General features: G+C 71.5%; 23 protein-coding genes. 14 read left to right on the top strand and 9 right to left on the bottom strand.

What is annotated here, in order from left to right; translation table 11 throughout:
* Positions 1 to 67 precede the first annotated feature (67 nt).
* A complete protein-coding gene (locus tag DAE25_RS08400) occupies positions 68 to 931 on the top strand; it encodes an alpha/beta fold hydrolase (RefSeq protein ID WP_107765740.1) in 864 nt (287 codons plus the stop codon).
* A 39-nt stretch (positions 932 to 970) separates the two neighbouring features.
* On the opposite strand, the gene trxA is transcribed toward DAE25_RS08400, so the two are convergent.
* Complete coding sequence (gene trxA / locus DAE25_RS24200; RefSeq protein ID WP_159083644.1) at positions 971 to 1636, bottom strand: thioredoxin; 666 nt, start codon at positions 1634 to 1636, stop codon at positions 971 to 973.
* Positions 1637 to 1739: 103 nt separating this feature from the next.
* On the opposite strand from trxA, the gene DAE25_RS08390 reads away from it, so the two are divergent.
* Positions 1740 to 2114 carry a nuclear transport factor 2 family protein gene (locus DAE25_RS08390; protein WP_107765923.1) on the top strand — a complete coding sequence of 125 codons (375 nt, stop codon included), beginning with the start codon at positions 1740 to 1742 and terminating at the stop codon, positions 2112 to 2114.
* A 97-nt stretch (positions 2115 to 2211) separates the two neighbouring features.
* On the top strand, positions 2212 to 3000 hold the full coding sequence (locus DAE25_RS08385; RefSeq protein WP_107765739.1) for a ferredoxin reductase domain-containing protein: 789 nt from the start codon (positions 2212 to 2214) through the stop codon (positions 2998 to 3000).
* 4 nt (positions 3001 to 3004) lie between these two features.
* On the opposite strand, the gene DAE25_RS08380 is transcribed toward DAE25_RS08385, so the two are convergent.
* Together DAE25_RS08380 and DAE25_RS08375 are read right to left on the bottom strand one after the other, a co-directional pair.
* A complete protein-coding gene (locus DAE25_RS08380; RefSeq protein WP_234410923.1) occupies positions 3005 to 3691 on the bottom strand; it encodes an MBL fold metallo-hydrolase in 687 nt (228 codons plus the stop codon).
* Positions 3688 to 4434 carry a maleylpyruvate isomerase family mycothiol-dependent enzyme gene (locus DAE25_RS08375; protein ID WP_159083643.1) on the bottom strand — a complete coding sequence of 249 codons (747 nt, stop codon included), beginning with the start codon at positions 4432 to 4434 and terminating at the stop codon, positions 3688 to 3690. The genes DAE25_RS08380 and DAE25_RS08375 overlap by 4 nt, the downstream gene beginning before the upstream one ends.
* Before the next feature lie 165 nt (positions 4435 to 4599).
* Between DAE25_RS08375 and uvrA the strand changes: the two genes are divergently transcribed.
* The 11 genes from uvrA (at position 4600) to DAE25_RS08320 (ending at position 16971) form a co-directional block, all read left to right on the top strand.
* Complete coding sequence (uvrA, locus tag DAE25_RS08370) at positions 4600 to 7581, top strand: excinuclease ABC subunit UvrA (RefSeq protein WP_107765737.1); 2982 nt, start codon at positions 4600 to 4602, stop codon at positions 7579 to 7581.
* A 97-nt stretch (positions 7582 to 7678) separates the two neighbouring features.
* Positions 7679 to 8146 carry a QcrA and Rieske domain-containing protein gene (locus DAE25_RS08365; RefSeq protein ID WP_107765736.1) on the top strand — a complete coding sequence of 156 codons (468 nt, stop codon included), beginning with the start codon at positions 7679 to 7681 and terminating at the stop codon, positions 8144 to 8146.
* Positions 8147 to 8212: 66 nt separating this feature from the next.
* Positions 8213 to 10222 (top strand): excinuclease ABC subunit UvrC, encoded by a 2010-nt coding sequence (gene uvrC / locus DAE25_RS08360; protein WP_107765735.1) that lies wholly within the window; start codon positions 8213 to 8215, stop codon positions 10220 to 10222.
* A complete protein-coding gene (gene rapZ / locus DAE25_RS08355) occupies positions 10222 to 11088 on the top strand; it encodes an RNase adapter RapZ (RefSeq protein WP_107765734.1) in 867 nt (288 codons plus the stop codon). The genes uvrC and rapZ overlap by 1 nt, the downstream gene beginning before the upstream one ends.
* 4 nt (positions 11089 to 11092) lie before the next feature.
* On the top strand, positions 11093 to 12061 hold the full coding sequence (locus DAE25_RS08350; protein WP_107765921.1) for a gluconeogenesis factor YvcK family protein: 969 nt from the start codon (positions 11093 to 11095) through the stop codon (positions 12059 to 12061).
* A gap of 51 nt (positions 12062 to 12112) precedes the next feature.
* A complete protein-coding gene (whiA, locus tag DAE25_RS08345; protein ID WP_056888696.1) occupies positions 12113 to 13099 on the top strand; it encodes a DNA-binding protein WhiA in 987 nt (328 codons plus the stop codon).
* Between the two features lie 180 nt (positions 13100 to 13279).
* The gene (gap, locus tag DAE25_RS08340; RefSeq protein WP_056888695.1) at positions 13280 to 14275 is read left to right on the top strand and encodes a type I glyceraldehyde-3-phosphate dehydrogenase; all 996 of its coding nucleotides are present in this window, start codon (positions 13280 to 13282) and stop codon (positions 14273 to 14275) included.
* 1 nt (position 14276) lies between these two features.
* The gene (locus DAE25_RS08335) at positions 14277 to 15479 is read left to right on the top strand and encodes a phosphoglycerate kinase (RefSeq protein WP_107765733.1); all 1203 of its coding nucleotides are present in this window, start codon (positions 14277 to 14279) and stop codon (positions 15477 to 15479) included.
* A gap of 4 nt (positions 15480 to 15483) precedes the next feature.
* Entirely contained in the window at positions 15484 to 16272 is a 789-nt protein-coding gene (tpiA, locus tag DAE25_RS08330; protein WP_107765732.1) for a triose-phosphate isomerase, read from the top strand.
* A 30-nt stretch (positions 16273 to 16302) separates the two neighbouring features.
* Complete coding sequence (gene secG, locus DAE25_RS08325; protein WP_107765731.1) at positions 16303 to 16542, top strand: preprotein translocase subunit SecG; 240 nt, start codon at positions 16303 to 16305, stop codon at positions 16540 to 16542.
* Between the two features lie 69 nt (positions 16543 to 16611).
* Complete coding sequence (locus tag DAE25_RS08320) at positions 16612 to 16971, top strand: RNA polymerase-binding protein RbpA (RefSeq protein WP_082600627.1); 360 nt, start codon at positions 16612 to 16614, stop codon at positions 16969 to 16971.
* Positions 16972 to 17174: 203 nt separating this feature from the next.
* Here the strand turns inward: DAE25_RS08320 and pgl are convergent, their stop codons facing one another.
* From pgl to tkt, 6 genes are read right to left on the bottom strand one after another with little or no spacing between them, the layout of a single operon-like run.
* Positions 17175 to 17909, bottom strand: a complete 735-nt coding sequence (gene pgl / locus DAE25_RS08315; protein WP_107765730.1) for a 6-phosphogluconolactonase — start codon at positions 17907 to 17909, stop codon at positions 17175 to 17177.
* Entirely contained in the window at positions 17906 to 18823 is a 918-nt protein-coding gene (locus tag DAE25_RS08310) for a glucose-6-phosphate dehydrogenase assembly protein OpcA (RefSeq protein WP_107765729.1), read from the bottom strand. Before DAE25_RS08310 ends, pgl begins: the two co-directional genes overlap by 4 nt.
* Positions 18820 to 20355: a glucose-6-phosphate dehydrogenase gene (gene zwf, locus DAE25_RS08305; RefSeq protein WP_107765728.1), complete on the bottom strand. Its 1536-nt coding sequence runs from the start codon at positions 20353 to 20355 to the stop codon at positions 18820 to 18822. Before zwf ends, DAE25_RS08310 begins: the two co-directional genes overlap by 4 nt.
* 11 nt (positions 20356 to 20366) lie before the next feature.
* Positions 20367 to 22040, bottom strand: a complete 1674-nt coding sequence (pgi, locus tag DAE25_RS08300) for a glucose-6-phosphate isomerase (RefSeq protein ID WP_107765727.1) — start codon at positions 22038 to 22040, stop codon at positions 20367 to 20369.
* The gene (gene tal, locus DAE25_RS08295) at positions 22037 to 23158 is read right to left on the bottom strand and encodes a transaldolase (RefSeq protein ID WP_107765726.1); all 1122 of its coding nucleotides are present in this window, start codon (positions 23156 to 23158) and stop codon (positions 22037 to 22039) included. Before tal ends, pgi begins: the two co-directional genes overlap by 4 nt.
* 44 nt (positions 23159 to 23202) lie before the next feature.
* Positions 23203 to 25236 carry a transketolase gene (tkt, locus tag DAE25_RS08290; RefSeq protein ID WP_234410949.1) on the bottom strand — a complete coding sequence of 678 codons (2034 nt, stop codon included), beginning with the start codon at positions 25234 to 25236 and terminating at the stop codon, positions 23203 to 23205.
* Between the last annotated feature and the right edge of the window lie 89 nt (positions 25237 to 25325).

The following is a 25325-nucleotide window of genomic DNA, read 5'->3' as shown; positions in this document are numbered from 1 at the left end:
CCGTCCCCGCGCCACGCGGGGCGCGCCGTACGGGCACCGCGAGGCGCCCGCGCCCTAGCGTGGGTCCATGACCGCCTCCCGCTCCACCTTCACGTCCCCGTCCGACGCGACCGCCCTGGCGGCGTACACCTGGGACGACGTCGCCGACCCGGTCGGCGTCGTCCAGGTCGCCCACGGCCTCGCCGAGCACGCGGCCCGCTACGACCGCCTCGCCCGCGCGCTCAACGCGGCCGGCTACGTCGTCCATGCCACCGACCACCGCGGCCACGGGTCGTCGGTCGTCGACCGTCCGGGCGACTTCGGTGCGGTCGGCTTCGACGGGCTCATCGCCGACGTCGCGGCGTACGGCGCCTCGCTGCGGGAGGCTTCCGGCGAGCTGCCGCTCTTCCTCGTGGCCCACTCGATGGGCTCGTTCGCGGCGCAGTCGGTGCTCCTCGAGCACTCCGACCTCTACGCCGGGGTCGTGCTGTCCGGCTCGACCGCCCTCGACCTCCTCGCCGCCGGGCTGGCGCAGGCGGAGGGGCCGGTCGGGCTGGAGGCGTTCAACGCCGGCTTCGAGCAGCGCACCGGCTACGAGTGGCTCTCCCGGGACGAGGCCGAGGTCGACGCGTACGTCGCCGACCCGCTGTGCGGCTTCGACCTCCCGGACGAGACCGTGCCGGCGCTCTTCGGTGCCGCGGCCACGCTGGCCGACCCGGCGTCCCTCGCGCGGATCCGCGCCGACCTGCCGATCCTGGTGGCCTCCGGCTCGGCCGACCCGCTCGCCGGTGGGGGAGACCTCGTCCGGGTCCTCGGACAGCGCTACCGCGACGCCGGGGTCACGGACGTGACGGTGCGCGTGTACGACGACGCGCGCCACGAGATCTTCAACGAGACCAACCGCGACGAGGTGGCCCGGGACGTCATCGCCTGGCTCGACGCGCACCGGTGACGGGCGGGCGCCCGACCCGAGGGGATCGGGCGCTCCCGCTCAGCGGTCCAGCGGCCAGCCGCGCTGGGCCCAGCCCGCGGTGCCGTCGGACACGTTGACCGCGTCGACGCCGTTGGACTGGAGGTATTCCGTGATCGCCCGGCTGCGGCCGCCGCTCTGGCAGATCACGAGGACGCGGCGGTCGGTCGGGACCTCGGCGAGGCGCTGCGGGACGTCGTTCATGGGGATGTGCACCGCTCCGGGCACGTGCCCGGCGGTGAACTCCTCCTGCTCGCGCACGTCGAGCACGTAACCGCCGCCCGCGTGCTCGGCGGCGAACGAGTCGAGGTCGAGCTCGGTCGGGTTGGCCTCGGCCTCGGCGATCTGGGCGCGGATCGCGTCCATGTCGAGCTCGCGGGCCTGCTCGATGACGCCCTCCAGCGCCTGCGGGGGCAGCGCCCCGGCCTGGTTGAAGAGGAGGACACCGTCGCGGAAGAGCATCAGCGTCGGGATCGACGAGATGCCCGCCATCCCCGCCAGCTGCTGCTCGGCCTCGGTGTCGACCTTGGCGAACACGATGTCGGGGTGCTTCTCGGACGCCGCCTCGAAGATCGGTCCGAACTGCTTGCACGGGCCGCACCACTCGGCCCAGAAGTCGACGAGGACGATGCCCCCACCGACCACGGTGTCCTCGAAGGTGGCTTCGGTCAGCTCTCGGGTACTCATGCCGACCAGCGTAGGAGGTGGGCCCGTACGGCCTATGGACCCCACCTCCGAGGCGGTCATAGCGTGCGAGAGGGACCCGCCGGGTCCGGGAAGCTGGATGGACATGACAGGGCAGGAGAACATCGAGAAGACCAAGGCGGCCTACGCCGCCTTCAGCGCAGGGGACGTCGAGGCGGCCAGCGCGGAGCTCGCCGACGACATCGAGTGGATCACGGCTGGCAACAGCGCGGTCTCGGGCACCAGACGCGGCAAGAAGGAGGTGCTCGACTTCTGGATGCAGCTGGCGGGGAAGGGCTTCTCGACGAGGCCGGAGTACTTCCTCGGCGACGACGAGCGCGTGGTGGTCCTGACGTCGATCACCCTCGACGGCGAGACCGCGGACCAGGCCGACGTGCTGACGTTCCGCGACGGCAAGGTCGTGAAGTTCCAGTCGGCGGGCGACACCGCCATGCAGGAGCGGATCTGGGGCACCAAGTAGGAGGCCCTCGTAGCCGGTCCGGTGGGCCCTCGTCGGGGGCAGCGCGGCATCCTTGCCGACGTACGTCCCCGCACTGCCTCCCGGATCGGAGCCGACGTTGACCCCTGACTCCTCCTACCTGCTCGAGGTCGCCGAGATCGTCGACGAGACGCACGACGCGAAGTCGGTCACGTTCACGGTGCCGGACGAGCTCGCCGACCGCTTCGCGTTCGCGCCGGGCCAGTTCCTCACCCTCGCCATCCCCTCGGAGCGGACGGGTCTCGTCCCGCGCTGCTACTCGATCTGCACCCCTCCCGGGGAGCCGCTCACGGTCACGGTCAAGCGCACGGAGGGCGGCTATGCCTCGGGGTGGATCCACGACCACCTCGCGGTCGGTGACACCGTGCGGGTGCTGCCGCCGTCGGGCATCTTCACGCCCCGGGACTGGTCGGCCGACCTCCTGCTCCTCGCCGGCGGGTCGGGCATCACGCCGATCATGTCGATCGTCCGCACGGCCCTCGCCGAGCACTCCGGCCGGGTCGTCCTCCTCTACGCCAACCGCGACGAGCGGTCGGTCATCTTCGCCGGGCCCCTCGCCGCGCTGGCCGCCGAGCACCCCGATCGGCTGCTGGTCGTGCACTGGCTCGAGTCGGTCCAGGGACTCCCGAGCCAGGAGCAGCTGCGCGCCTTCGCGGCGTCGTACGACGGGTGGACCAGCTTCTGCTGCGGCCCCGCACCGTTCATGACCGCGGTCTCCCAGGCGCTGCGCTCCCTGGGCGTCCCACGGGCCCGCCGCCACCAGGAGAAGTTCGTGTCCCTCGACGGCAACCCGTTCGGCGACGTCGACGAGGTGCGCGCGGCACGCGCCACCCTGGACGAGGCGGACGACCCGGACGACGCGGCCTGACCTGCTACCAGCCGCGCTCGCGCCACTCGGCGAGGTGCGGGCGCTCGGTGCCGAGGGTCGAGTCGCCGCCGTGGCCGGGGTAGAACCAGGTGCTGTCCGGGAGGGGGTCGAAGAGCTTGGTCTCCACGTCCGAGACGAGCCGGCGGAACGCGTCGTCGTCGCCGAACGTGTTGCCCACCCCGCCCGGGAAGAGCGAGTCGCCGGTGAAGAGGTGGCCGCCGTCCTCGGGCCAGTACAGGCAGATAGACCCGGGGGTGTGGCCGGCGACGTGGATGACCTGAAGGTCGCAGGTGCCGACCGCCACCCGGTCGCCGTCGCCGACGCGCCGGGTCACCTCGACGCCGGTCTGCTCGGTGATCGCATCGGCATCGGCCTCGCCGGCGACGACCATCGCCCCGGTCGCGGCGACGACCTCGGCAAGCGCCCGGTGGTGGTCCCAGTGCTGGTGCGTGGTGACCACGGCCGTCAGCGACCGGTCGCCCACCAGCTCCAGCAGCCGCGGTGCCTCCGCGGCGGCGTCGACCAGGACGAGCTCGTCGGTCTCCCCGCAGTGGACCAGGTAGCAGTTGTTGGACATCTCCGGGTCGACCGCCACCTTCGTGATCGTGATGCAGCCGATCGTCCGGACGTCGGGCGCGCCACCGGGGGACACGTCGCCGCTGTAGGCGTCGGGCTGCTGCTGGTCGTTCACCACGAGGGCACCTCCGGGAGTCGGTCCTGGTCGACGGTCAGGTCCGCGCCGTCGCCGCGGCCGGTCAGCCACCACCCCAAGGAGGCGGCGTCGCCCGTGACGTTGGCCACGGGATCGCCGTCGCCGAAGTCCCACGTGCGAGCGAGGTCGCGGGCCAGGACGCGGAACGGCCGTGGGTAGGGGCGCTTCGTCATCGACTCGATCAGGACCGCGTCGAACGCCTCCGGCCACTCGTCGGGCGTGTAGTCGGCGTCGAGGTCGACGTGGTGGATCTCGACCTCGCGCAGCCGCATCAGCGGCACCGTGGCGACGGAGAACGTCGCGCCGCCACCCGGCGTACGCTCGAAGCGTCCGTGCCAGGCGTCCTCGCCCGACAGGGACGTCGCGGCCCGGGCGAAGCAGTGCGTGGAGCCCATCAGCCGCTCGCGCAGCTCGCTGACCTCGGCCTTTGCCAGCTCCTCGATGTCGGCGGCGCGGGCGTCGGGCGAGGTGTACATCGGCTGCTGCTCGCCGCGCGCCGCGGCCGAGAGCACCCGCTCGAGGGACTCGGCGTTGAGCGCCAGGTGCGCGACGACGTGCGCCCGCGACCAGCCGGGGAGCAGGGAGGGCCGGGCGAGGTCCTCGGCGGTGAGGGCGTCCACGGTGCGCACGAGGCGCTGGTCGGCCCCGGTCAGGAGCTCGAGCTGGGTGGGAACCCAGGGGGGCGCCCCGGCCCCCGGTTGCGGGGGAGCGGTGTCCGTCATGGATGTCATTCAACACACACCTGGGGGTGCTGTGCAGCCCCGTAGGATCGATGACTGACCGCGTGGCGGGTTGCAACCCGGCGCGGAGTGACGAACACTTGTTCGAACCCGTCTCCCTGCTCGAGTGACCACCCGGGTGGGGATCCCTGTGCAGTGAGGACCATTGTGGCCGACCAGCTGATCATCCGCGGCGCCCGCGAGCACAACCTCAAGGACGTCTCGCTCGACCTGCCCCGTGACGCGCTCATCGTGTTCACCGGCTTGTCCGGCTCCGGCAAGTCGAGCCTGGCGTTCGACACGATCTTCGCCGAGGGCCAGCGCCGCTACGTCGAGTCGCTGTCGGCCTACGCCCGCCAGTTCCTCGGCCAGATGGACAAGCCCGACGTCGACTTCATCGAGGGCCTGTCGCCCGCGGTGTCCATCGACCAGAAGTCCACCTCCAAGAACCCCCGCTCGACCGTCGGCACCATCACCGAGGTCTACGACTACCTGCGCCTGCTCTACGCCCGCGCCGGCCGCCCCCACTGCCCCGTCTGCGGGGCCCCGATCGAGCGCCAGACCCCCCAGCAGATCGTCGACAGGATCCTCACCCTCGAGGAGGGTGCCCGCTTCCAGGTGCTGGCGCCGGTCATCCGCGGCCGCAAGGGCGAGTACGTCGAGCTGTTCCGGCAGCTCCAGACCGACGGCTTCAGCCGCGCCCGCGTCAACGGCGAGACCCACCAGCTGGCGGAGCCGCCCAAGCTCGACAAGCAGAAGAAGCACACCATCGAGGTGGTCGTCGACCGGCTCGCGGTCAAGGCCTCCAGCAAGCGCCGCCTCACTGACTCGGTCGAGACCGCGCTGCGGCTGGCCAGCGGCCTGGTGGTCTTCGACTTCGTGGACCTCGACGCCAAGGACCCGGGCCGCGAGATGCGGTTCTCCGAGCGGATGGCCTGCCCCAACGAGCACACCATCGACACCGACGAGCTCGAGCCGCGGTCGTTCTCCTTCAACTCGCCGTTCGGCGCCTGCACGCAGTGCCACGGCCTCGGCACCCGGATGGAGGTCGACCCCGAGCTGGTCGTCCCCGACTCCCGCGCCACCCTCGGCGAGGGCGCCATCCAACCGTGGAGCAACGCCCACGTGGCCGACTACTTCCTGCGCCTGATGAACGCCCTCGGCGAGGAGCTCGGCTTCGACCTCAACACCCCGTGGGACGAGCTGGACGCCAAGAGCCGCACCGCGATCCTCGACGGCCACAAGACCAAGGTCCACGTGGTCACCAAGAACCGCTACGGCCGCCAGCGGTCCTACTACGCCGCCTTCGAGGGCGTGCGCCCCTACATCGAGCGCCGGCACACCGAGGCCGAGTCCGACACCAGCCGGGAGCGCTTCGAGGGCTTCATGCGGGAGGTGCCCTGCCCGGCGTGCCGGGGGAGCCGGCTCAAGCCCGTCTCCATGTCGGTCACCCTCGGCCCCAAGGACGAGGGCGGCAAGAACATCGCCGAGGTCTGCGCGCTGCCGATCAACGAGGCCGCCGCCTACCTGGGCGACCTGGAGCTGTCCCCGCGCGAGAAGCAGATCGCCGAGCGGGTGCTCAAGGAGATCCAGGAGCGTCTCAACTTCCTGCTCGACGTGGGCCTCGACTACCTCTCCCTGGACCGGCCCTCCGGATCGCTGTCCGGTGGCGAGGCCCAGCGCATCCGGCTGGCGACCCAGATCGGCGCCGGGCTGGTCGGCGTCCTCTACGTCCTCGACGAGCCGTCCATCGGCCTGCACCAGCGCGACAACCAGCGCCTCATCGAGACGCTGGTGCGGCTCAAGGAGCTCGGCAACACCCTGATCGTCGTGGAGCACGACGAGGACACCATCCGCACCGCCGACTGGGTGGTCGACATCGGCCCCGGCGCGGGTGAGCACGGTGGCCAGGTGGTCCACAGCGGCACGGTCAAGGACCTCTACGAGCACCCGGACTCGATGACCGGCCAGTACCTGTCGGGACGCCGCGAGATCCCGGTCCCGGAGATCCGCCGCCCGCGCACCAAGGGGCGCGAGCTCACGGTGCACGGCGCCAAGGAGCACAACCTGCGCAACGTCGACGTGAGCTTCCCGCTCGGCGTCTTCTGCGCGGTCACCGGCGTCTCCGGCTCGGGCAAGTCGACCCTGGTCAACGACATCCTCTACACCTCGCTGGCCAAGCAGATCTACAACGCCCGCACGGTCCCCGGACGGCACACCCGGATCTCGGGCACCGAGCACGTCGACAAGGTCATCCACGTCGACCAGTCGCCGATCGGGCGCACGCCGCGGTCCAACCCCGCGACGTACACGGGGGTCTTCGACCACGTCCGCAAGCTCTTCGCCTCGACCCCCGAGGCCAAGATGCGCGGCTACCTGCAGGGCCGCTTCTCGTTCAACGTCAAGGGCGGGCGCTGCGAGGCGTGCTCCGGTGACGGCACGATCAAGATCGAGATGAACTTCCTGCCGGACGTCTACGTCCCGTGCGAGGTCTGCCACGGCGCCCGCTACAACCGCGAGACGCTCGAGGTGCACTACAAGGGCAAGACCATCGCCGAGGTCCTCGACATGCCGATCGAGGAGGCCCTGGACTTCTTCGCCGCCGTGCCGCCGATCGCGCGCCACATGAAGACACTGTGCGAGGTCGGGCTCGGCTACGTCCGGCTCGGCCAGCCGGCCACCACCCTGTCGGGCGGCGAGGCCCAGCGCGTCAAGCTCTCCAGCGAGCTCCAGAAGCGCTCGACCGGCCGCACGGTCTACGTCCTCGACGAGCCGACGACCGGCCTGCACTTCGAGGACATCCGCAAGCTGCTCCTGGTCCTGGGCAGGCTCGTCGACGCGGGCAACACGGTGCTGGTGATCGAGCACAACCTCGACGTCATCAAGACCGCCGACTGGCTGGTCGACATGGGTCCCGAGGGTGGGTCACGAGGCGGCATCGTGGTCGCGGAGGGCACTCCCGAGACGGTGGCCGCGCACCCCGACAGCCACACCGGTCGGTTCCTCGCGCCGCTGCTCGAGGGACGGGCCGCGAAGCAGCCACGCGGACGGGTCGCCCCCAAGGAGGAGCCGCCCACGAGACTGGCCAAGAAGGCCGCCCGCAACGCCGCCGCCAAGAAGACGGCGGCCAAGCGCAAGGTCTCGAAGTAGGGGCCCCCCGACGGATCCTCAGCCTCCTCACAGGTACGGGCGGGCCCGGTGTCCTACGGTGGTCAGACCCTGCTGACCTGACCGAGAGGCCACCACCATGAGCACCGAGCACTCCGTCTCCCGCCGGCGGTTCGCCACCACCGCGTCCGCCGGCCTGGCGCTCCCCGTCCTCGCGGCCTGCGGGTCCGACGACACCGGGACGGCGAGCGAGTCGTCGTCGTCCGAGCCGAGCCCGTCGCCGTCGAGCTCCAGCAGCGAGGGCGGCGGCGCCGCCGGCGGTGCGGCCCTCGCGAGCACGTCCGACATCCCCGTCGGGGGCTGCGCGGTGTTCGAGGCCGAGAAGGTCGTCGTCACCCAGCCGACCGAGGGCGACTTCAAGGCGTTCAGCGCCACCTGCACCCATCAGGGGTGCTCGGTCAGCGCGTCCAGCGACGGCGAGATCCCCTGCAACTGCCACGGCAGCGCCTTCTCCCTCGAGGACGGCTCGGTGGTCAACGGTCCGGCGACCGCGCCCCTCGCGGAGGTCTCGATCACCGTCGACGGGGACAGCATCACGCTGGCCTGACACGGGGTCCGCGGGCGCCGGTCACCACCCGCAGGGACTGTCCCCGGCCGCCCGTAGGGTTGTCGGGTGGCCACCCCCAGCAGCTATCGACCCGCCCCCGGGTCGATCCCGACCGACCCGGGGGTCTACCGGTTCCGCGACGCCAAGGGCCGGGTGATCTACGTCGGCAAGGCCAAGAGCCTGCGCCCGCGCCTGTCGTCGTACTTCCAGGACATCGCCAACCTGCACCCGCGCACGGCGAGCATGGTGACGACCGGCGCGAGCGTCGAGTGGACGGTGGTCAAGACCGAGGTCGAGGCCCTCCAGCTGGAGTACAGCTGGATCAAGGAGTTCGACCCGCGGTTCAACGTCAAGTACCGCGACGACAAGTCCTACCCGTGGCTTGCGGTGACCGTCGGCGAGGAGTTCCCGCGGGTCATGGTGGGCCGGGGCGCCAAGCGCAAGGGCACCCGCTACTTCGGGCCCTACGGCCATGCCTGGGCGATCCGCGAGACCGTGGACCTGCTGCTGCGCGTCTTCCCGATGCGCTCGTGCAGCAACGGCGTCTTCAAGCGCTCCAGCCAGATCGGCCGGCCGTGCCTGCTCGGCTACATCGACAAGTGCGCGGCGCCCTGCGTCGGCAACGTCACCGCCGAGGAGCACCGCCGGATCGTCGACGACTTCTGCGACTTCATGGCCGGCAACACCAACGCCTTCGTGCGCCGCATCGAGCGGGAGATGTACGCCGCGTCCGAGGCGATGGACTTCGAAAAGGCCGCCCGCCTGCGCGACGACCTCGGCGCGATGCGCAAGGCGCTGGAGAAGCAGGCAGTGGTCCTGGGCGACGGGACCGACGCCGACGTCATCGCGCTCGCCGAGGACCCCCTCGAGGTCGCGGTGCAGATCTTCTACGTGCGCGGCGGGCGCATCCGCGGCCAGCGCGGCTGGGTGGCCGACCGCTCCGACGACAGCGACACGGCCGGGCTCGTCCAGGAGTTCCTGCTCCAGCTCTACGGCGGCGTGGCGGCCGAGGACGACGCCTCGGCGATCCCGCGGGAGGTGCTGGTGCCCGCGCTGCCGCCCGACGCGGCCGTGCTCGAGGACCTGCTCAGCGACATCCGGGGGAGCCGGGTGGCCATCCGGGTGCCCCAGCGGGGTGACAAGAAGGCGCTCCAGGAGACCGTCGCCTCCAACGCCGGCCAGTCCCTGATGCTCCACAAGACCAAGCGCGCCAGCGACCTCACCACCCGCAACCGCGCCCTGGAGGAGATCCAGAAGGCGCTCGGGCTCGACGAGGTGCCGCTGCGCATCGAGTGCTACGACGTGTCCAACCTCCAGGGCACCGAGGTGGTGGCCTCGATGGTGGTCTTCGAGGACGGCCTGGCCCGCAAGGGGGAGTACCGCCGCTTCGTGATCCGGGGTGAGGACGGCTCGGACGCGGACGGGCAGGTCGGCCAGAACGACGTGGCGCACATGCACCAGGTCATCACCCGACGCTTCCGGCGGCTCCTCGACGAGCAGGCCAGGTCGGAGGCCGTGAGCACCGAGTCCGGGCCCATGCTCGTCGACCCCGAGACCGGCCGGCCCCGCAAGTTCGCCTACGCGCCGGGCCTCGTCGTGGTGGACGGCGGGCCGCCGCAGGTGGCGGCCGCCCAGCAGGCGCTCACCGAGCTCGGCATCGACGACATCCCGGTGTGCGGGCTCGCCAAGCGGCTCGAGGAGGTGTGGCTGCCCGACGAGGAGGACCCGGTGATCATGGCCCGGTCCAGCGAGGGTCTCTACCTCCTCCAGCGGGTGCGCGACGAGGCCCACCGGTTCGCCATCACCCACCACCGGTCGCGGCGTTCCAAGACCATGGTCGAGAGCATGCTCGACGACGTGCCGGGCCTCGGCGAGGTCCGCCGCAAGACGCTGCTCAAGCACTTCGGCTCCCTCAAGAAGCTCCGGGAGGCCGATGCCGCCGAGATCGCCCTGGTGCCGGGCATCGGGCCGCGCACGGCGGCCTCGATCAAGGAGGCGGTCGCTGCCGCGGCCTCGACCCGCAAGACTGGCAGCCCGCGGGTCAACACCGCGACGGGCGAGATCGAGGAGGACTGATGGACCCCCAGCCGGCTGAGCTGGTCATCGTGACCGGCATGACGGGCGCCGGGCGCAGCACCGCCGCCAAGGAGCTCGAGGACCTCGGGTTCTTCGTGGTCGACAACCTGCCGCCCACGCTGGTGCGCGACGTCGTACGCCTCGTCGACGACAACCACGGCATCAGCCAGCCGATCGCGGTCGTGGTCGACGTCCGGTCGGGGTCGTTCTTCGACTCCCTCCAGGCCAACCGCCACCAGGGGGTCACCGGGCGTCCCACCACGCTGCTCTTCCTCGAGGCCACCGACGACGTGCTCGTCCGCCGGCAGGAGGCTGCCCGGCGCCCACACCCGCTGCAGGGCAGCGGCCGGCTCCTCCACGGCCTGCAGCGTGAGCGCGAGGTCCTCGCCGAGCTGCGCGGGGACGCCGACGTGGTCATCGACACGACCAACCTCAACGTCCACCAGCTCACCGACCGGATCGCCCAGGCCTTCGGCACCGCCGAGTCGACCCGCCTCAAGGTCACGGTGACCAGCTTCGGGTTCAAGTACGGCATCCCGGTGGACGCCGACTTCGTCGCCGACATGCGCTTCCTGCCCAACCCGTTCTGGGTGCCCGAGCTCCGTGCCCTCAACGGTCGTGACGAGGCGGTCGCGACCTACGTCAAGGAGCGTCCCGGCGCGGCCGAGTTCCTCGAGCAGTACGTCCCGGTGCTGGAGACCGCGGCCAGCGGCTACCTGCGCGAGGGCAAGCGCTTCATGACCGTCGCCATCGGGTGCACCGGCGGCAAGCACCGCAGCGTGGCCATGACCGAGGAGATCGCCGCCCGGCTGCGTGCGCTCGGTCACGACACCGGCGCGCGTCACCGCGACCTGGGTCGGGAGTGAGCTGATGGCACGCGACACCGCCCAGGCCGCCGTCGCCCTGGGTGGCGGGCACGGCCTGTTCGCCACCCTGAGCGCCCTGCGCCGGCTGGAGGCCGACCTGACCATCGACTCGCTGACCGCCGTCGTCACGGTCGCCGACAACGGCGGCTCGTCCGGTCGGCTCCGGGGCGAGTTCGGGGTGCTCCCGCCCGGCGACCTGCGGATGGCGCTGGCCGCCCTGTGCGGCGACGACGAGTGGGGTCGCACCTGGGCGGAGGTCGTCCAGCACCGGTTCGCCGGGGAGGGCGACATGCGGGGCCACGTGGTGGGCAACCTGCTCATCGTCGGGCTCTGGGAGCTCATGGGCGACCACGTCCGGGCCCTCGACTGGGTCGGGCGGCTGCTGGGTGCCCAAGGGCGGGTGCTGCCGATGGCGGTCACCCCGATGGATGTCACCGCCGAGGTGCGCGGCCTCGACCCGGGGGACCCGGCCCGCACCACGACCGTCCGCGGCCAGGTGGAGGTCGCCACCACCGACGGCGACATCGTGTCCGTGGCCCTCGACCCGCCCGCGCCCCAGGCCTGCGCGGAGTCCGTGGACGCCATCCTCGACGCCGACTGGGTGTTCCTCGGACCCGGCTCGTGGTTCACCTCGGTGATCCCGCACCTCATGGTCCCCGGGCTCCGGGAGGCCCTGGTCAACACCTCGGCCCGGCTGGTGGTGGTGCTCAACCTGGAGCCCCAGGAGGGGGAGACCCCGGGGTTCGGGCCGGAGGACCACCTCGCGGCCCTCTTCGAGCACGCGCCCGAGCTCAAGATCCACACCGTCCTGGCCGACCGGGGCAGCGTGGCGCACCCCGACGAGCTCGAGCGGGTGGCCGCGTCCGCCGGTGCGGAGCTGGTGCTGGCCGACGTGGCCGCCGACGACGCCACGGACCGCCACGACCACGCTCGTCTCGCGGCCGCCTTCGAGGGGATCGTGTCGCGCGTCTGAACACCCCCGGCGGCGGTCGGGGTGATTGACGCGCATGGCAGGATCGGGGCCATGGCGATGACGGCACAGGTGAAGGCGGAGCTCGCCAACACCCAGATCACCAAGACCTGCTGCCGCAAGGCCGAAGTGGCCTCGATGCTGCGGTTCGCGGGAGGTCTGCACATCGTCAGCGGCCGCATCGTGGTGGAGGCCGAGCTCGACACCGGCGCCGCCGCGCGGCGCCTCCGCAAGGACATCGCCGAGGTCTACGGCCACCAGTCCGACGTGGTCATGGTCCAGGGCAACGGGATCCGCAAGGGCAGTCGCTACATCGTCCGGGTGGTCAAGGACGGCGAGGCCCTCGCACGTCAGACCGGCCTGCTGGACCAGCGCGGCCGCCCGGTGCGGGGGCTGCCCCCGGCCGTCGTCTCGGGTGGCGGCTGCGACGCCGTCGCCGCGTGGCGCGGGGCCTTCCTCGCCCACGGCTCGCTGACCGAGCCCGGACGCTCGTCGTCGCTCGAGATCACCTGCCCCGGCCCGGAGGCGGCGCTCGCGATCGTCGGCGTCGCCCGCCGGCTCGGCATCTCCGCCAAGGCCCGCGAGGTCCGCGGCATCGACCGGGTGGTCATCCGCGACGGTGACGCCATCGGTGCGCTGCTGACCCGGCTCGGCGCCCACGAGTCCCTGATGGCCTGGGAGGAGCGGCGCATGCGCCGTGAGGTCCGTGCCACCGCCAACCGGCTCGCCAACTTCGACGACGCCAACCTGCGTCGTTCCGCCCGGGCGGCCGTGGCCGCCGGTGCCCGCGTCGAGCGGGCCCTGGAGATCCTCGCCGACGAGGTCCCCGACCACCTCAAGCTGGCCGGCCACCTGCGGCTCGAGCACAAGCAGGCCAGCCTCGAGGAGCTCGGCCAGCTGCACGACCCCGTGCTCACCAAGGACGCCATCGCCGGCCGCATCCGGCGCCTGCTGGCCATGGCCGACAAGCGCGCCGAGGAGCTCGGCATCCCCGACACCGAGTCGTCGCTGACCCCGGAGATGCTCGCCGAAGAGGCCTGACCGGCCCTCGTCCGGGCCCGGTGCCGCCGCCCGGCGGAGTTACCTGCACGTACGCCGATACGGCCCCCGCCACGCAGGACGCGCGCGCGATAGGGTCGACGCGAGACGCCGACGACCGCGCCTGCGTGCCGTCGTGCCACCTGACCCCGCACACGCTCGTTCCCTCTTAGGAGTTCCGCAGTGACTGTTCGCGTAGGTATCAACGGCTTCGGCCGCATCGGCCGCAACTTCTTCCGCGCCGTGCGTGCGTCGGGTGCCGACATCGAGATCGTCGGCGTCAACGACCTGACCGACAACGCCTCGCTCGCGCACCTGCTCAAGTACGACTCGATCCTGGGCCGCCTCGACGCCGACGTGTCGAGCGACGACACCTCGATCCGGGTCGGCGACCAGACCATCACCGCCTTCGCCGAGCGCGACCCGGCCAACCTCAAGTGGGGCGAGCTCGGCGTGGACGTCGTCGTCGAGTCCACCGGCTTCTTCACCGACGCGACCAAGGCCCGGGCCCACGTCGACGCGGGTGCCAAGAAGGTCATCATCTCCGCGCCCGCCTCGCACGAGGACATCACCGTCGTGATGGGCGTCAACCACGAGCTCTACGACCCGAGCAAGCACACGGTCATCTCCAACGCCTCGTGCACGACCAACTGCCTCGCCCCGATGGCCAAGGCGCTCCACGAGGAGTTCACGATCGTCAAGGGCCTGATGACGACGGTGCACGCCTACACCGCCGACCAGAACCTGCTGGACAACATCCACAAGGACCCGCGTCGCGCCCGCGCCGCCGCCCTCAACGTGGTCCCCACGTCGACGGGTGCCGCCAAGGCCATCGGCCTGGTCATGCCCGAGCTCAAGGGCAAGCTCGACGGCTACGCCCTGCGCGTCCCGGTCCCGACCGGCTCGGCCACCGACCTCACCTTCGAGGCCGGCCGCGAGACCTCGGTCGAGGAGGTCAACGCCGCCGTGCAGAAGGCCGCCGACGGCAAGTTCCTCAAGTACTCCACCGACCCGATCGTCTCCTCGGACATCGTCACCGACCCGGCGTCCTGCATCTTCGACGCGCCGCTGACCAAGGTCATCGGCAACCAGGTCAAGGTCGTCGGCTGGTACGACAACGAGTGGGGCTACTCCAACCGCCTCGCCGACCTGATCACCCACATCGGCACGACGCTCTGACGTGTCGGACATCTCCTCCCTGGGTGACCTGACCGGCAAGCGCGTCCTGGTCCGCTCGGACCTCAACGTGCCGCTGGACGGCAGCACCATCACCGACGACGGCCGCATCCGCGCGAGCGTGCCGACCATCCGCCAGCTCTCCGAGGCCGGCGCCCGGGTGGTCGTGACCGCCCACCTGGGCCGGCCCAAGGGCGAGCCGGACCCGGCGTACAGCCTGGCCCCGGTGGCCGCTCGCCTCGGCGAGCTGCTCGGCCAGGACGTGGCGTTCGCGACCGACACGGTGGGCGAGAGTGCCACCGAGACGGTCGCGGCGCTGCAGGACGGCCAGGTCGCGCTGCTCGAGAACGTCCGCTTCAACTCGGGCGAGACGAGCAAGGACGACGACGTGCGCGGCTCGTTCGCCGGCCAGCTCGCCCAGCTCGCCGACGCCTTCGTCTCCGACGGCTTCGGCGTCGTCCACCGCAAGCAGGCCAGCGTGTACGACGTGGCGCTGCGCCTGCCGGCCGCCATGGGTGGTCTGGTGGCGACCGAGATCGACGTCCTGCGTCGGCTCACCGTCGACCCCGAGCGCCCGTACGTCGTGGTGCTCGGCGGCTCTAAGGTCTCGGACAAGCTGGGGGTCATCGACAACCTGCTGGGGAAGGCCGACAAGCTGCTCATCGGCGGTGGCATGGTCTTCACCTTCCTCAAGGCCCAGGGCCACGAGGTCGGCAAGAGCCTGCTCGAGGAGGACCAGCTCGACATCTGCCGGCGCTACCTCGAGGAGGCCACCGAGCGCGGCGTGGAGATCGTGCTGCCGACCGACGTGGTCGTCGACACCGCCTTCCCGTCGGGTGATCGCGAGCCCCAGCCGCAGGTCGTGGCCGCCGATGCCATCCCGGCCGACGCGCTCGGCCTCGACATCGGCCCCGAGTCGGGTGCCGCGTTCGCGGCGGCGCTCGCCGATGCCCGCACGGTCTTCTGGAACGGCCCGATGGGCGTCTTCGAGGTCGACGCCTTCGCCGAGGGCACCCGTGCCGTCGCGCAGGCGCTGACCGAGGTCGACGGGCTGTCCGTGGTCGGTGGGGGCGACTCCGCCGCCGCGGTCCGCAAGCTCGGCTTCGACGAGGCCGCCTTCGGCCACATCTCCACCGGCGGTGGCGCCAGCCTCGAGTTCCTCGAGGGCAAAGAGCTGCCCGGCATCGCCGTACTCGAAAGGAACTGATCACATGAGCCGCACCCCGATCATGGCCGGCAACTGGAAGAGCAACCTCAACCACCAGGAAGCCGTGGTGCTCGTCCAGAAGCTCGCCTGGACCCTGTCGGACAAGCGTCACGACTACGGCAAGGTCGAGGTGGTCGTGGTGCCGCCGTTCACCGACCTGCGCTCGGTGCAGACGATGGTCGACGGTGACCGGCTCTCGATCAAGTACGGCGCCCAGGACGTCTCCATGCACGACGGGGGCGCCTACACCGGCGAGATCTCGGCGGCGATGCTGGCCAAGCTCGGCTGCTCCCACGTCGTCGTGGGCCACAGCGAGCGCCGCGAGCACCACGCGGAGTCCGACGAGACCGTCAACGCCAAGGCCCACAAGGCGCTGGCGGCGGGCATGACGCCCATCGTGTGCGTGGGGGAGGGGCTCGACGTACGCCAGGCCGGCGAGCAGGTCCCCTACACGCTCGCGCAGGTCGACGGCTCCCTCGCCGGCTTCACCGCCGAGCAGGTCGCCGGCCTCGTCGTCGCCTACGAGCCGGTGTGGGCGATCGGCACCGGCGAGGTGGCCACGCCGGACGACGCCCAGGAGGTGTGCGGAGCCATCCGTGGACGCATCCGCGAGGTGCACGGGGACGCCGCCGCGGACGGCGTACGCATCCAGTACGGCGGCTCCGTGAAGGCCTCGAACGTCGCCGGGATCATGGAGAAGCCGGACGTCGACGGGTGCCTCGTGGGCGGTGCGAGCCTCCAGGCCGACGAGTTCGGAGGAATCTGCCGGTTCTACGAGATGCCGGTCCTCTGATCCACGGGGGTGTGACGTAGGCTTCCGCTCGTGATTCTGCTCTTCACCATCCTGCTCGTCATCACGAGCCTGATCCTCATCCTGCTGGTGCTGCTCCACAAGGGCCGCGGCGGCGGACTGTCGGACATGTTCGGCGGCGGGGTCTCCAGCACCATCGGGGGTTCCTCGGTCGCCGAGCGCAACCTCGACCGGTTCACGGTCGGGATCGGCATCATCTGGTTCGCCTGCATCATCGCTCTGGGCCTGCTCACGGCCTACGGCAGCAACTGACGTTTCGTGTGACGGGGATCGTGTCCCCGGCGGCACCGTCGCCGGGGTCTTGAAGAGGGAGAGAGACACGTGGCTGGTGGCGGTAACGCGATCCGAGGGAGTCGGGTCGGTGCTGGCCCGATGGGCGAGGCCGAGCGCGGCGAGGCGGCGCCTCGCCAGGCGGTGACCTACTTCTGCTCGCACGAGCACCGCTCGGTGGTGACCTTCTCGGTCGAGGCCAACGTGCCGGAGTCGTGGGACTGCCCCAAGTGCGGGCTCCCGGCCAGCCTGGACTCCGACAACCCGCCGCCGGCGCCCAAGATCGAGCCCTACAAGACGCACCTCGCCTACGTGAAGGAGCGTCGCTCCGACGCCGAGGCGGCGGACATCCTCGACGAGGCGATCCAGCTGCTGCGCAGCCGCCGCAAGTCGGGCGACATCATCTTCTGATCCGACCTGCCGTCGTACGGACCGATCGGTCGGGCAGTGACGCGCCACGCGCGTTCGGCGGTCTCGGGGCGGGCCGTCGGTCCGTCCGGCGGACCAGCTCCTCGTAGACGCGCGGACACAACCCTCCGGCTGAGTCACCGCCGAGCGCGGCGTGTGGGGTGCGGAGGCAGTTGTGTCCGCGTGTGTACGCCGTGCCCGGTCGGTCAGAGGGCGGAGGCGGCGGCCTCGTCGAGCAGCCAGAGCGTCTCGACCTGCCCGACCACCCCGCGGGCGGGGATCTCGTGGACGTCGCCCCCGGCCAGCGCGGCGGCGACCGCGTCGGCCTTGCCGTCGCCGCTGACGAGGAACCACACGGCCCTCGCCCGGTCCATCGCCTCGAAGGTCAGCGAGACCCGGTCCGGCGGCGGCTTGGGGGAGTCGTGGACGGCGACGGCGATCGAGTCCGTGACGTCGAGCGCCGGGTGGCCCGGGAAGAGCGAGGCGATGTGGCCGTCGGGTCCGACCCCGAGCATCAGCACCTCGAAGAAGCCGGCGCCGTGCGTGCGCAGCGCCTCGGAGTACGCCGCCGCGGCGTCCTCCGCGGTCGCCACCGCGTCCGCCGCCGGGACCTCGTGCACGTGGGCCGGGTCGACGCCGAGCCCGTCGAGGAAGGCCTCGCGGGCCTGGCGGGCATTGCGGTCGGGTGATCCGGCCTCGACGAAGCGCTCGTCCCCCCACCAGAACACCACCCGCGACCAGTCGACGGAGGAGTCGACGGCGCGACGGGCGATCTCGCGGTGGATGGCCTCGGCGATGGAGCCACCGGTGAGGCCGATCTGTGGCACCTCACCCCGCCCCTGCGCGGTCTCCAGCCGGTCGAGCAGCATCGAGGCGACGTCGCCGGCGAGGGTCTGGGCGTCCTCGTGGACGACGACCCGGGGGTCTGCAGGCACGCTCATCCCTCCTTGGCCAGGCCCACGAGCCGCTTGGCGGTGGCCGCGTAGACGTCGTCCTCGTCGAGACGCCGCAGCTCCTCGGTGAGCAGCGCCGGGACCTCGCGGCGCTTGAGCGCCACCGGTCGGTCCGGCCGCTCGGGCGAGGAGAAGGTCGCGAGCCGGCCGTCGTCGCGGGCGATGGTGATCGGGCCCTGCTTGGTGTCCATCACGACCTGGGTGATGCCCGGGCCGTCGGAGGTGTGCCGCTCGACGGGCACCTTGAGCCGGTCGTTGAGCCAGGCCACGAGCAGGTCGGCGCTGGGGCTGATCCGCTCGGCGGAGACCGAGGCCCGGGTGACCTTGAGCGGGTGCTGGTCGAGCGCCGCGGCGAGCAGCGCCCGCCACGGGGTGAGCCGGGTCCAGCTGAGGTCGGTGTTGCCGGGCGCGTAGGACTGGCACTGGCGCAGCATCACGGACGACTTGCTGCGCTTGGCGGCCGCGGAGTCGGTGATCCGCCGCTTGGCCAGGGCCCCCAGCGGGTCGTCGGCCGGGTCGTCGGGGGGCTCGGTCGGCCACCAGATCGCGACGGGGGAGTCGGGCAGCAGCAGGGGCAGCACGACCGACTCGGCGTACCGGACGACCTCGCCCTTGAGCCGGATGAGGGCGGTCTCCCCGCCCCAGCCGCCGCCGGTGGCGACGGTGGCGTCGACCTGCGGCTTGCCGCGGCCGTCACCGAGGATGACGCCGAGCACCCGGGCGGGGTGCTCGCGCGAGGCGCGCTGGGCGGCCTGCATGGCCTCCTCGGCGTCGTCGTCGGGGACGACGATGATCAGCGTCATCACCATGCCCATGGCCGGGGAGCCGGCGCGGGTCCGGGCCCGGACGAACTCGGCGGCGATCGCGGACGCGTTGGTGTCCTCGAGCTCGAACTTGGTCATGGTCGCCTCCAGGTGCGTCCGTCACGGGCGAGCATCTTGTCGGCCGACTCCGGCCCCCAGGTGCCGGACGGATAGGCCTCGGGCTTTCCCTTGCGCTCCCAGTGCTCGAGGATCGGGTCGAGGATCTTCCACGACAGCTCGACCTCCTCGTGGCGGGGGAAGAGCGGCGGGTCACCGAGCAGCACGTCGAGGATGAGCCGCTCGTAGGCCTCGGCACTCGCCTCGGTGAAGGAGCCGCCGTAGGCGAAGTCCATGTTGACGTCGCGGATCTCCATCGCGGTGCCGGGCACCTTGGAGCCGAACCGCATCGTCAGGCCCTCGTCGGGCTGCACCCGGATGACCAGGGCGTTCTGGGTGAGCTCCTCGGTCGAGGTGGCGTTGAAGGGCAGGTGCGGCGCCCGCTTGAAGACGACGGCCACCTCGGTGACGCGGCGGCCCAGGCGCTTGCCGGTGCGGAGGTAGAACGGCACGCCGGCCCAGCGGCGGGTGTCGACGTGCAGCGTGATGGCGGCGTACGTCTCCGTCCTCGACGTGCGCTTGATGCCTTCCTCCTCGAGGAAGCCGATGACCTTCTCGCCGCCCTGCCAGCCGGGGGAGTACTGCCCGCGGGCGGTGGTGGTGTCAAGCCGCGGTGGGAGGACGACCGAGGAGAGGACCTTCTGCTTCTCGAGGCGCAGCTGCTCGGCATCGAAGGAGGTCGGCTCCTCCATGGCGACCAGGGCCATCAGCTGGAGGAGGTGGTTCTGGATGACGTCGCGGGCGGCACCGATGCCGTCGTAGTAGCCGGCCCGGCCGCCGATCCCGATGTCCTCGGCCATGGTGATCTGCACGTGGTCGACGTAGTTGGCGTTCCAGATCGGCTCGAACATGTTGTTGGCGAAGCGCATCGCCAGGATGTTCTGGACCGTCTCCTTGCCGAGGTAGTGGTCGATGCGGAAGATCGACCCGGACGGAAAGACCGAGGCCAGCACGTCGTTGAGCTCGCGTGCCGACTCGAGATCGTGGCCGAAGGGCTTCTCGACCACGACGCGACGCCACGACGGCATCCCGGTGGAGTCGACGGTCGGCTCGGCCAGCCCGTGCTCCTTGAGCTGCGCCACCACGGTGCCGAAGAACGACGGGGGGATGGCGAGGTAGAAGGCCGTGTTGCCGCCGGTGCCGCGTGCCTCGTCGAGCTCGCGCATCGTCCGGCCCAGGGTGGCGAAGGCGTCGTCGTCGTCGAAGTTGCCCGGCACGAAGCGGAAGCCCTCGGCGAGCTGGCGCCACACCTCCTCGCGGAAGGGCGTGCGCGCGTGCTCCTTGACCGCGTCGTAGACGATCTGCGCGAAGTCCTGGTCGGCCCAGTCGCGCCGGGCGAAGCCGATGAGCGAGAAGCCCGGCGGCAGCAGACCGCGGTTGGCGAGGTCATAGATCGCTGGCATGACCTTCTTGCGGGACAGGTCGCCGGTGACGCCGAACAGCACCAGGCTCGACGGGCCCGCGATGCGCGGGAGCCGTCGGTCCTGGGGATCCCGGAGCGGGTTGGGTCGCATGACGCCGCCGATCAGCCGCGGTGGGCCAGGTAGTAGGAGACCAGGGAGCGGGTGGAGGCGTCCTGACCGGCGAGCGCCGTGGCGTCGCCGGCGACCGCGGGGGCCACCTGCTGGGCCAGCTGCTTGCCGAGCTCGACGCCCCACTGGTCGAAGCTGTCGATGCCCCACACGACACCCTGGGTGAAGGTGATGTGCTCGTAGAGCGCGATCAGCTGCCCGAGCACCGACGGGGTCAGGGCCGGGGCCATGATCGAGGTGGTCGGGCGGTTGCCCGGGAACACCCGTGCCGGGACGACGTCCTCGGCGGTGCCGTCGGCTCGCACCTCGTCGGCGGTCTTGCCGAAGGCCAGTGCCGCCGTCTGGGCGAAGAAGTTGGCGAGGAACAGCTCGTGCACGTCCGCCTCGTCGTCGCGCAGGGGGTGGGCCGGGGTGGCGACGGCGATGAAGTCGGCGGGCACCAGCCGGGTGCCCTGGTGGATCAGCTGGTAGAACGCGTGCTGCCCGTTGGTCCCGGGCTCGCCCCAGAAGACCTCGCCCGTCTCGGTGGTGACCGGGGTGCCGTCCCAGCGGACGCCCTTGCCGTTGGACTCCATGGTCAGCTGCTGGAGGTACGCCGGGAAGCGGTGCAGCAGCTGGCTGTAGGGGAGCACGGCGTGGGTGTCGGCGCCGAGGAAGTTGACGTACCAGACGTTGAGCAGCCCCATCAGCGCCGGCACGTTGCGGGCCAGCTCGGTGGTGCGGAAGTGCTCGTCCATGGTGTGCATGCCCGCCAGCAGCTCGGCGAAGCGCTCCGGGCCGATCGCCACCACCAGCGACGTGCCGATCGCGGAGTCCAGCGAGTAGCGCCCGCCGACCCAGTCCCAGAACCCGAAGGCGTTGTCCGGGTCGATCCCGAAGTCGGCGACCTTGTCCAGGGCGGTGGACACCGCGACGAAGTGACGCGCCACCGCGTCGGCGTCGCCGTCGTCGTCCCCGATCGACCCCGCCGCGCGCAGGCCGTCGAGCAGCCACGACTTGCACAGCCGGGCGTTGGTGAGCGTCTCGAGGGTGCCGAAGGTCTTGCTGGAGACGATGAACAGCGTGGTCTCGGGGTCGAGGCCGGCCAGCGTGGTGGCGCAGTCGGTCGGGTCGATGTTGCTGATGAACCGGCACTCGAGGCCGTCCTGGACGTACGGCGCGAGCGCCTCGTACGCCATCACCGGTCCGAGGTCCGAGCCGCCGATGCCGATGTTGACCACCGTGGCGATGCGCTTGCCGGTCACCCCGGTCCATGCCCCGGACCGCACGCGCTCGGCGAAGTCGTAGACCCGCCCGAGCACCTCGTGCACGTCGGCCACGATGTCGTGCCCGTCGACCTCCACGGTCGCCCCGGCCGGCTGGCGCAGGGCCGTGTGGAGGACCGCCCGGTCCTCGGTGACGTTGATGCGCTCGCCGCGGAGCATGGCATCGCGCCGCGCGGCCAGCCCGACCTCGTCGGCGAGGGCCAGCAGCGCCGCGAGCACGTCGTCGTCGACGAGGTTCTTGGAGAGGTCGACGAACAGGTCGCCCGCCGTGTGGGTGTGCCGCTCCACCCGGCCCGGGTCGTCGGCGAACCACGCCCGCAGGTCGGGGGAGGAGGTCGCCGCGAGGTCGGCGAGCTCCGACCACGCCTGCGTGGTCACCGGGTCGACGGGCGACGAGGTCACGCCGAGGTTCCCTCGCCCGCGGCCTTCAGCTGGCCGGACACGGTGTCGAGGAGCTCGGCCCACGAGGCCTCGAACTTCTCGACACCCTCCTGCTCGAGGGTGGCGATCACGTCGTCGTAGTCGATGCCGACGGCGGCGAGCCGGTCCATCACGGCCTGCGCCTCGGCGTACGTCGTGGTGACCCGGTCACCCTCGACCTCGCCGTGCTCGGCGAAGGCCTCGAGGGTCTTCTCCGGCATCGTGTTGACGGTGTCGGGCACCACGAGGTCGGTGACGTACATCGTGTCGCGGTAGTCGGGGTTCTTGACGCCGGTGGAGGCCCACAGGGGGCGCTGCTTGTTGGCGCCGGCCGCGGCGAGGGACTCCCAGCGCTCGCCGCTGAAGAACTCCTCGAAGTCGCGGTAGGCCAGGACGGCGTTGGCCACGCCCGCCTTGCCGCGCAGGCCGAGCGCCTCGTCGCCGCCGATGGCCTCGAGCCGCTTGTCGATCTCGGTGTCCACGCGGGACACGAAGAACGACGCGACCGAGTGGATGCCCGAGAGGTCATGGCCGTTGTCGCGAGCCTTCTCCAGCCCGGCGACGTAGGCCTCCATGACACCGCGGTAGCGGTCCAGGCCGAAGATCAGGGTGACGTTGACGCTGATGCCCTCGCCGAGGACGGTGGTGATCGCGGGTGCGCCCTCGGTGGTGGCGGGGATCTTGATGAGCAGGTTGTCCCTGTCCACCTCGGCCCACAGCGCCTTCGCCGCCTCCTCGGTCGCGGAGGTGTCGAACGCCAGCGTCGGTGCGACCTCGATCGAGACGCGACCGTCCGCGCCGTTGCTGGCGTCGTACGCCGGGCGCAGGATGTCGCAGGCCTGTCGCACGTCGGTCGTGGTGAGCGCGAAGACGGTGGCGTCGACGTCGGCGCCGTCGGCGGCGAGCTCGCGCACCTGGGCGTCGTACCGCTCGCCCTCGGCCAGCGCCGCGGCGAAGATCGACGGGTTGGTGGTGACACCGACGACGGAGCGCGTCTCCATGAGCTCGGCGAGGTTGCCGGTCTCGATGCGCTCGCGGGACAGGTCGTCGAGCCAGATCGACACCCCGGCGTCCGCCAGGGCCTTCATTCGGTCAGTCATGGGATTCCTCCGATGGTGGTGGTCGGATGTGCGCGGTGCGCAGGTCAGTCGGTGACGGCGTGGATGCTGTCGCGGGCGGCTGCGGCGACCGCCTCGCCCGTCATGCCGTACTCCTCGTAGATGCGTGCGTAGTCGGCCGAGGCGCCGTAGGTCTCGATGGAGACGATCCGGCCGTGGTCGCCGACGATCTCGCGCCAGCCCATGGCGATGCCCGCCTCGACGGAGACGCGCGCCTTGACGGTGGGCGGGATCACGCTCTCGCGGTAGGCCGGCTCCTGTGCGTCGAACCACTCGCGGCACGGCATCGAGACGACGCGGGCGCGAATGCCGTCCTCGGCGAGGAGCGCCCTGGCCGCCACGGCCACCTGGACCTCCGACCCGGTGCCGACGAGGACCACGTCGGGCAGCCCGTCCTCGACGTCGAGCAGCGTGTAGCCGCCCCGGTGCACGTTGCTGGTGTCGCTCCAGCCGTCGGCGCCGCGGGGGAAGACCGGCACGTTCTGGCGCGTGAGGGCGATACCGGCCGGACGGTCGGTGTTCTGCAGGATCGCGTGCCACGCGGCCGCGGTCTCGTTGGCGTCGGCCGGGCGCACGACGTCCAGGCCCGGGATGGCCCGCAGGGCGGCCAGGTGCTCGATCGGCTGGTGGGTCGGTCCGTCCTCGCCGAGCCCGATCGAGTCGTGGGTCCACACGTAGGTGACGGGGAGGCCCATCAGGGCCGCGAGCCGCACCGAGCCGCGCATGTAGTCGGAGAACGTGAGGAACGTCCCGCCGAAGACGCGGGTGCCGCCGTGCAGCGTGATGCCGTTGAGGATCGCGCCCATCCCGTGCTCGCGGATGCCGAAGTGCAGGACACGGCCCGCCTCCGGGTCGCCCGTCCACTCGTCGGTCGAGCGGTCCTTCGGGATGAAGGAAGGGGCGTCCTTGATCGTGGTGTTGTTGGACTCCGCCAGGTCGGCCGAGCCGCCCCACAGCTCGGGCATGAGGGCGGCGACCGCGTTGATGACGGCACCGGAGGCCTTGCGGGTGGCGACACCCTTCTCGTCGGCGTCGAAGGTCGGCAGCGCCTCGGCGAGACCGTCGGGCAGCGCGCGCGTCTGCATGCGCTCCCACGTGGCGAGCACGTCGGCGGAGGCTGCGTCGCGCCAGTCGGCGAACTCCTTCTCCCAGGCGGCCTGTGCCTCCTTGCCGCGAGCAACGAGCGAGCGGGTCTGCTCGATGACGGCCTCGGGCACCTCGAAGTGCTGGTCGGGGTCGAAGCCCATGATCTTCTTGGTCGCCGCGACCTCCTCGGCGCCGAGCGCGGAGCCGTGCGAGGCGCCGGTGCCCTGTGCGTTGGGCGCGGGCCAGGCGATGACGGTGCGCAGGACGATCAGGCTGGGCTGGTCGGTGGCCTCCGCCGCCGCGCGGATCGCGTCGTGCAGCTGCGGGACGTCCTCGGTGTAGGTGGTGCCGTCGTGGGTCCAGTCGACGGTCTGGACGTGCCAGCCGTAGGCCTCGTAGCGCCGACCGACGTCCTCGGTGAAGGCGACGTCCGTGTCGCCCTCGATGGAGATGCGGTTGGCGTCGTAGATGACGGTGAGGTTGCCGAGCCGCTGCGTGCCGGCGATGGACGAGGCCTCGGCGCTCACGCCCTCCTGGAGGTCGCCGTCGCTGCAGATCGCGTAGACGTGGTGGTCGAACGGCGAGGCGCCGTCTGCCGCGCCCGGGTCGAGCAGCCCGCGCTCACGGCGGGCGGCCATCGCCATGCCCACGGCGTTGCCGACACCCTGACCGAGCGGTCCGGTGGTGGTCTCGACGCCAGCGGTGTGGCCGTGCTCGGGGTGACCGGGAGTCTTGCTGCCCCAGGTGCGCAGCGCCTTGAGGTCGTCCAGCTCGAGTCCCCAGCCACCCAGGAAGAGCTGGGTGTAGAGGGTGATCGAGCTGTGGCCGGCCGACAGCACGAAGCGGTCGCGCCCGGCCCAGTGCGGGTCGGCGGGGTTGTGCCGCATGACCTTCTGGAACAGGAGGTACGCCGCGGGGGCCAGGCTCATGGCCGTGCCCGGGTGGCCGTTGCCGACTTTCTGGACGGCGTCCATGGCCAGGACACGCGCCGTGTCGACGGCCTTCGAGTCGAGTTCGGTCCAGTCGAGCGCGGGCACGGTGGAAGGCACGGGGATCCTCTCGG

The organism is Nocardioides terrigena, assembly GCF_003047265.1.
Lineage (GTDB): Bacteria > Actinomycetota > Actinomycetes > Propionibacteriales > Nocardioidaceae > Nocardioides > Nocardioides terrigena.
This window is presented reverse-complemented; position numbering and strand designations above follow the sequence as displayed.

Bases quoted from the DNA above. Each gene is read 5' to 3' on its own strand.
- DAE25_RS08365 (WP_107765736.1), top strand. From the start codon at position 7,679: ATGAGCACCGAGCACTCCGTCTCCCGCCGGCGGTTCGCCACCACCGCG.
- DAE25_RS08400 (WP_107765740.1), top strand. From the start codon at position 68: ATGACCGCCTCCCGCTCCACCTTCACGTCCCCGTCCGACGCGACCGCC.
- rapZ (WP_107765734.1), top strand. From the start codon at position 10,222: ATGGACCCCCAGCCGGCTGAGCTGGTCATCGTGACCGGCATGACGGGC.
- DAE25_RS08375 (WP_159083643.1), bottom strand. From the start codon at position 4,434: ATGACGGACACCGCTCCCCCGCAACCGGGGGCCGGGGCGCCCCCCTGG.
- tkt (WP_234410949.1), bottom strand. From the start codon at position 25,236: ATGGACGCCGTCCAGAAAGTCGGCAACGGCCACCCGGGCACGGCCATG.
- zwf (WP_107765728.1), bottom strand. From the start codon at position 20,355: ATGCGACCCAACCCGCTCCGGGATCCCCAGGACCGACGGCTCCCGCGC.
- tal (WP_107765726.1), bottom strand. From the start codon at position 23,158: ATGACTGACCGAATGAAGGCCCTGGCGGACGCCGGGGTGTCGATCTGG.
- DAE25_RS08390 (WP_107765923.1), top strand. From the start codon at position 1,740: ATGACAGGGCAGGAGAACATCGAGAAGACCAAGGCGGCCTACGCCGCC.
- trxA (WP_159083644.1), bottom strand. From the start codon at position 1,636: ATGAGTACCCGAGAGCTGACCGAAGCCACCTTCGAGGACACCGTGGTC.
- pgl (WP_107765730.1), bottom strand. From the start codon at position 17,909: ATGAGCGTGCCTGCAGACCCCCGGGTCGTCGTCCACGAGGACGCCCAG.
- DAE25_RS08310 (WP_107765729.1), bottom strand. From the start codon at position 18,823: ATGACCAAGTTCGAGCTCGAGGACACCAACGCGTCCGCGATCGCCGCC.
- whiA (WP_056888696.1), top strand. From the start codon at position 12,113: ATGGCGATGACGGCACAGGTGAAGGCGGAGCTCGCCAACACCCAGATC.
- DAE25_RS08350 (WP_107765921.1), top strand. From the start codon at position 11,093: ATGGCACGCGACACCGCCCAGGCCGCCGTCGCCCTGGGTGGCGGGCAC.
- tpiA (WP_107765732.1), top strand. From the start codon at position 15,484: ATGAGCCGCACCCCGATCATGGCCGGCAACTGGAAGAGCAACCTCAAC.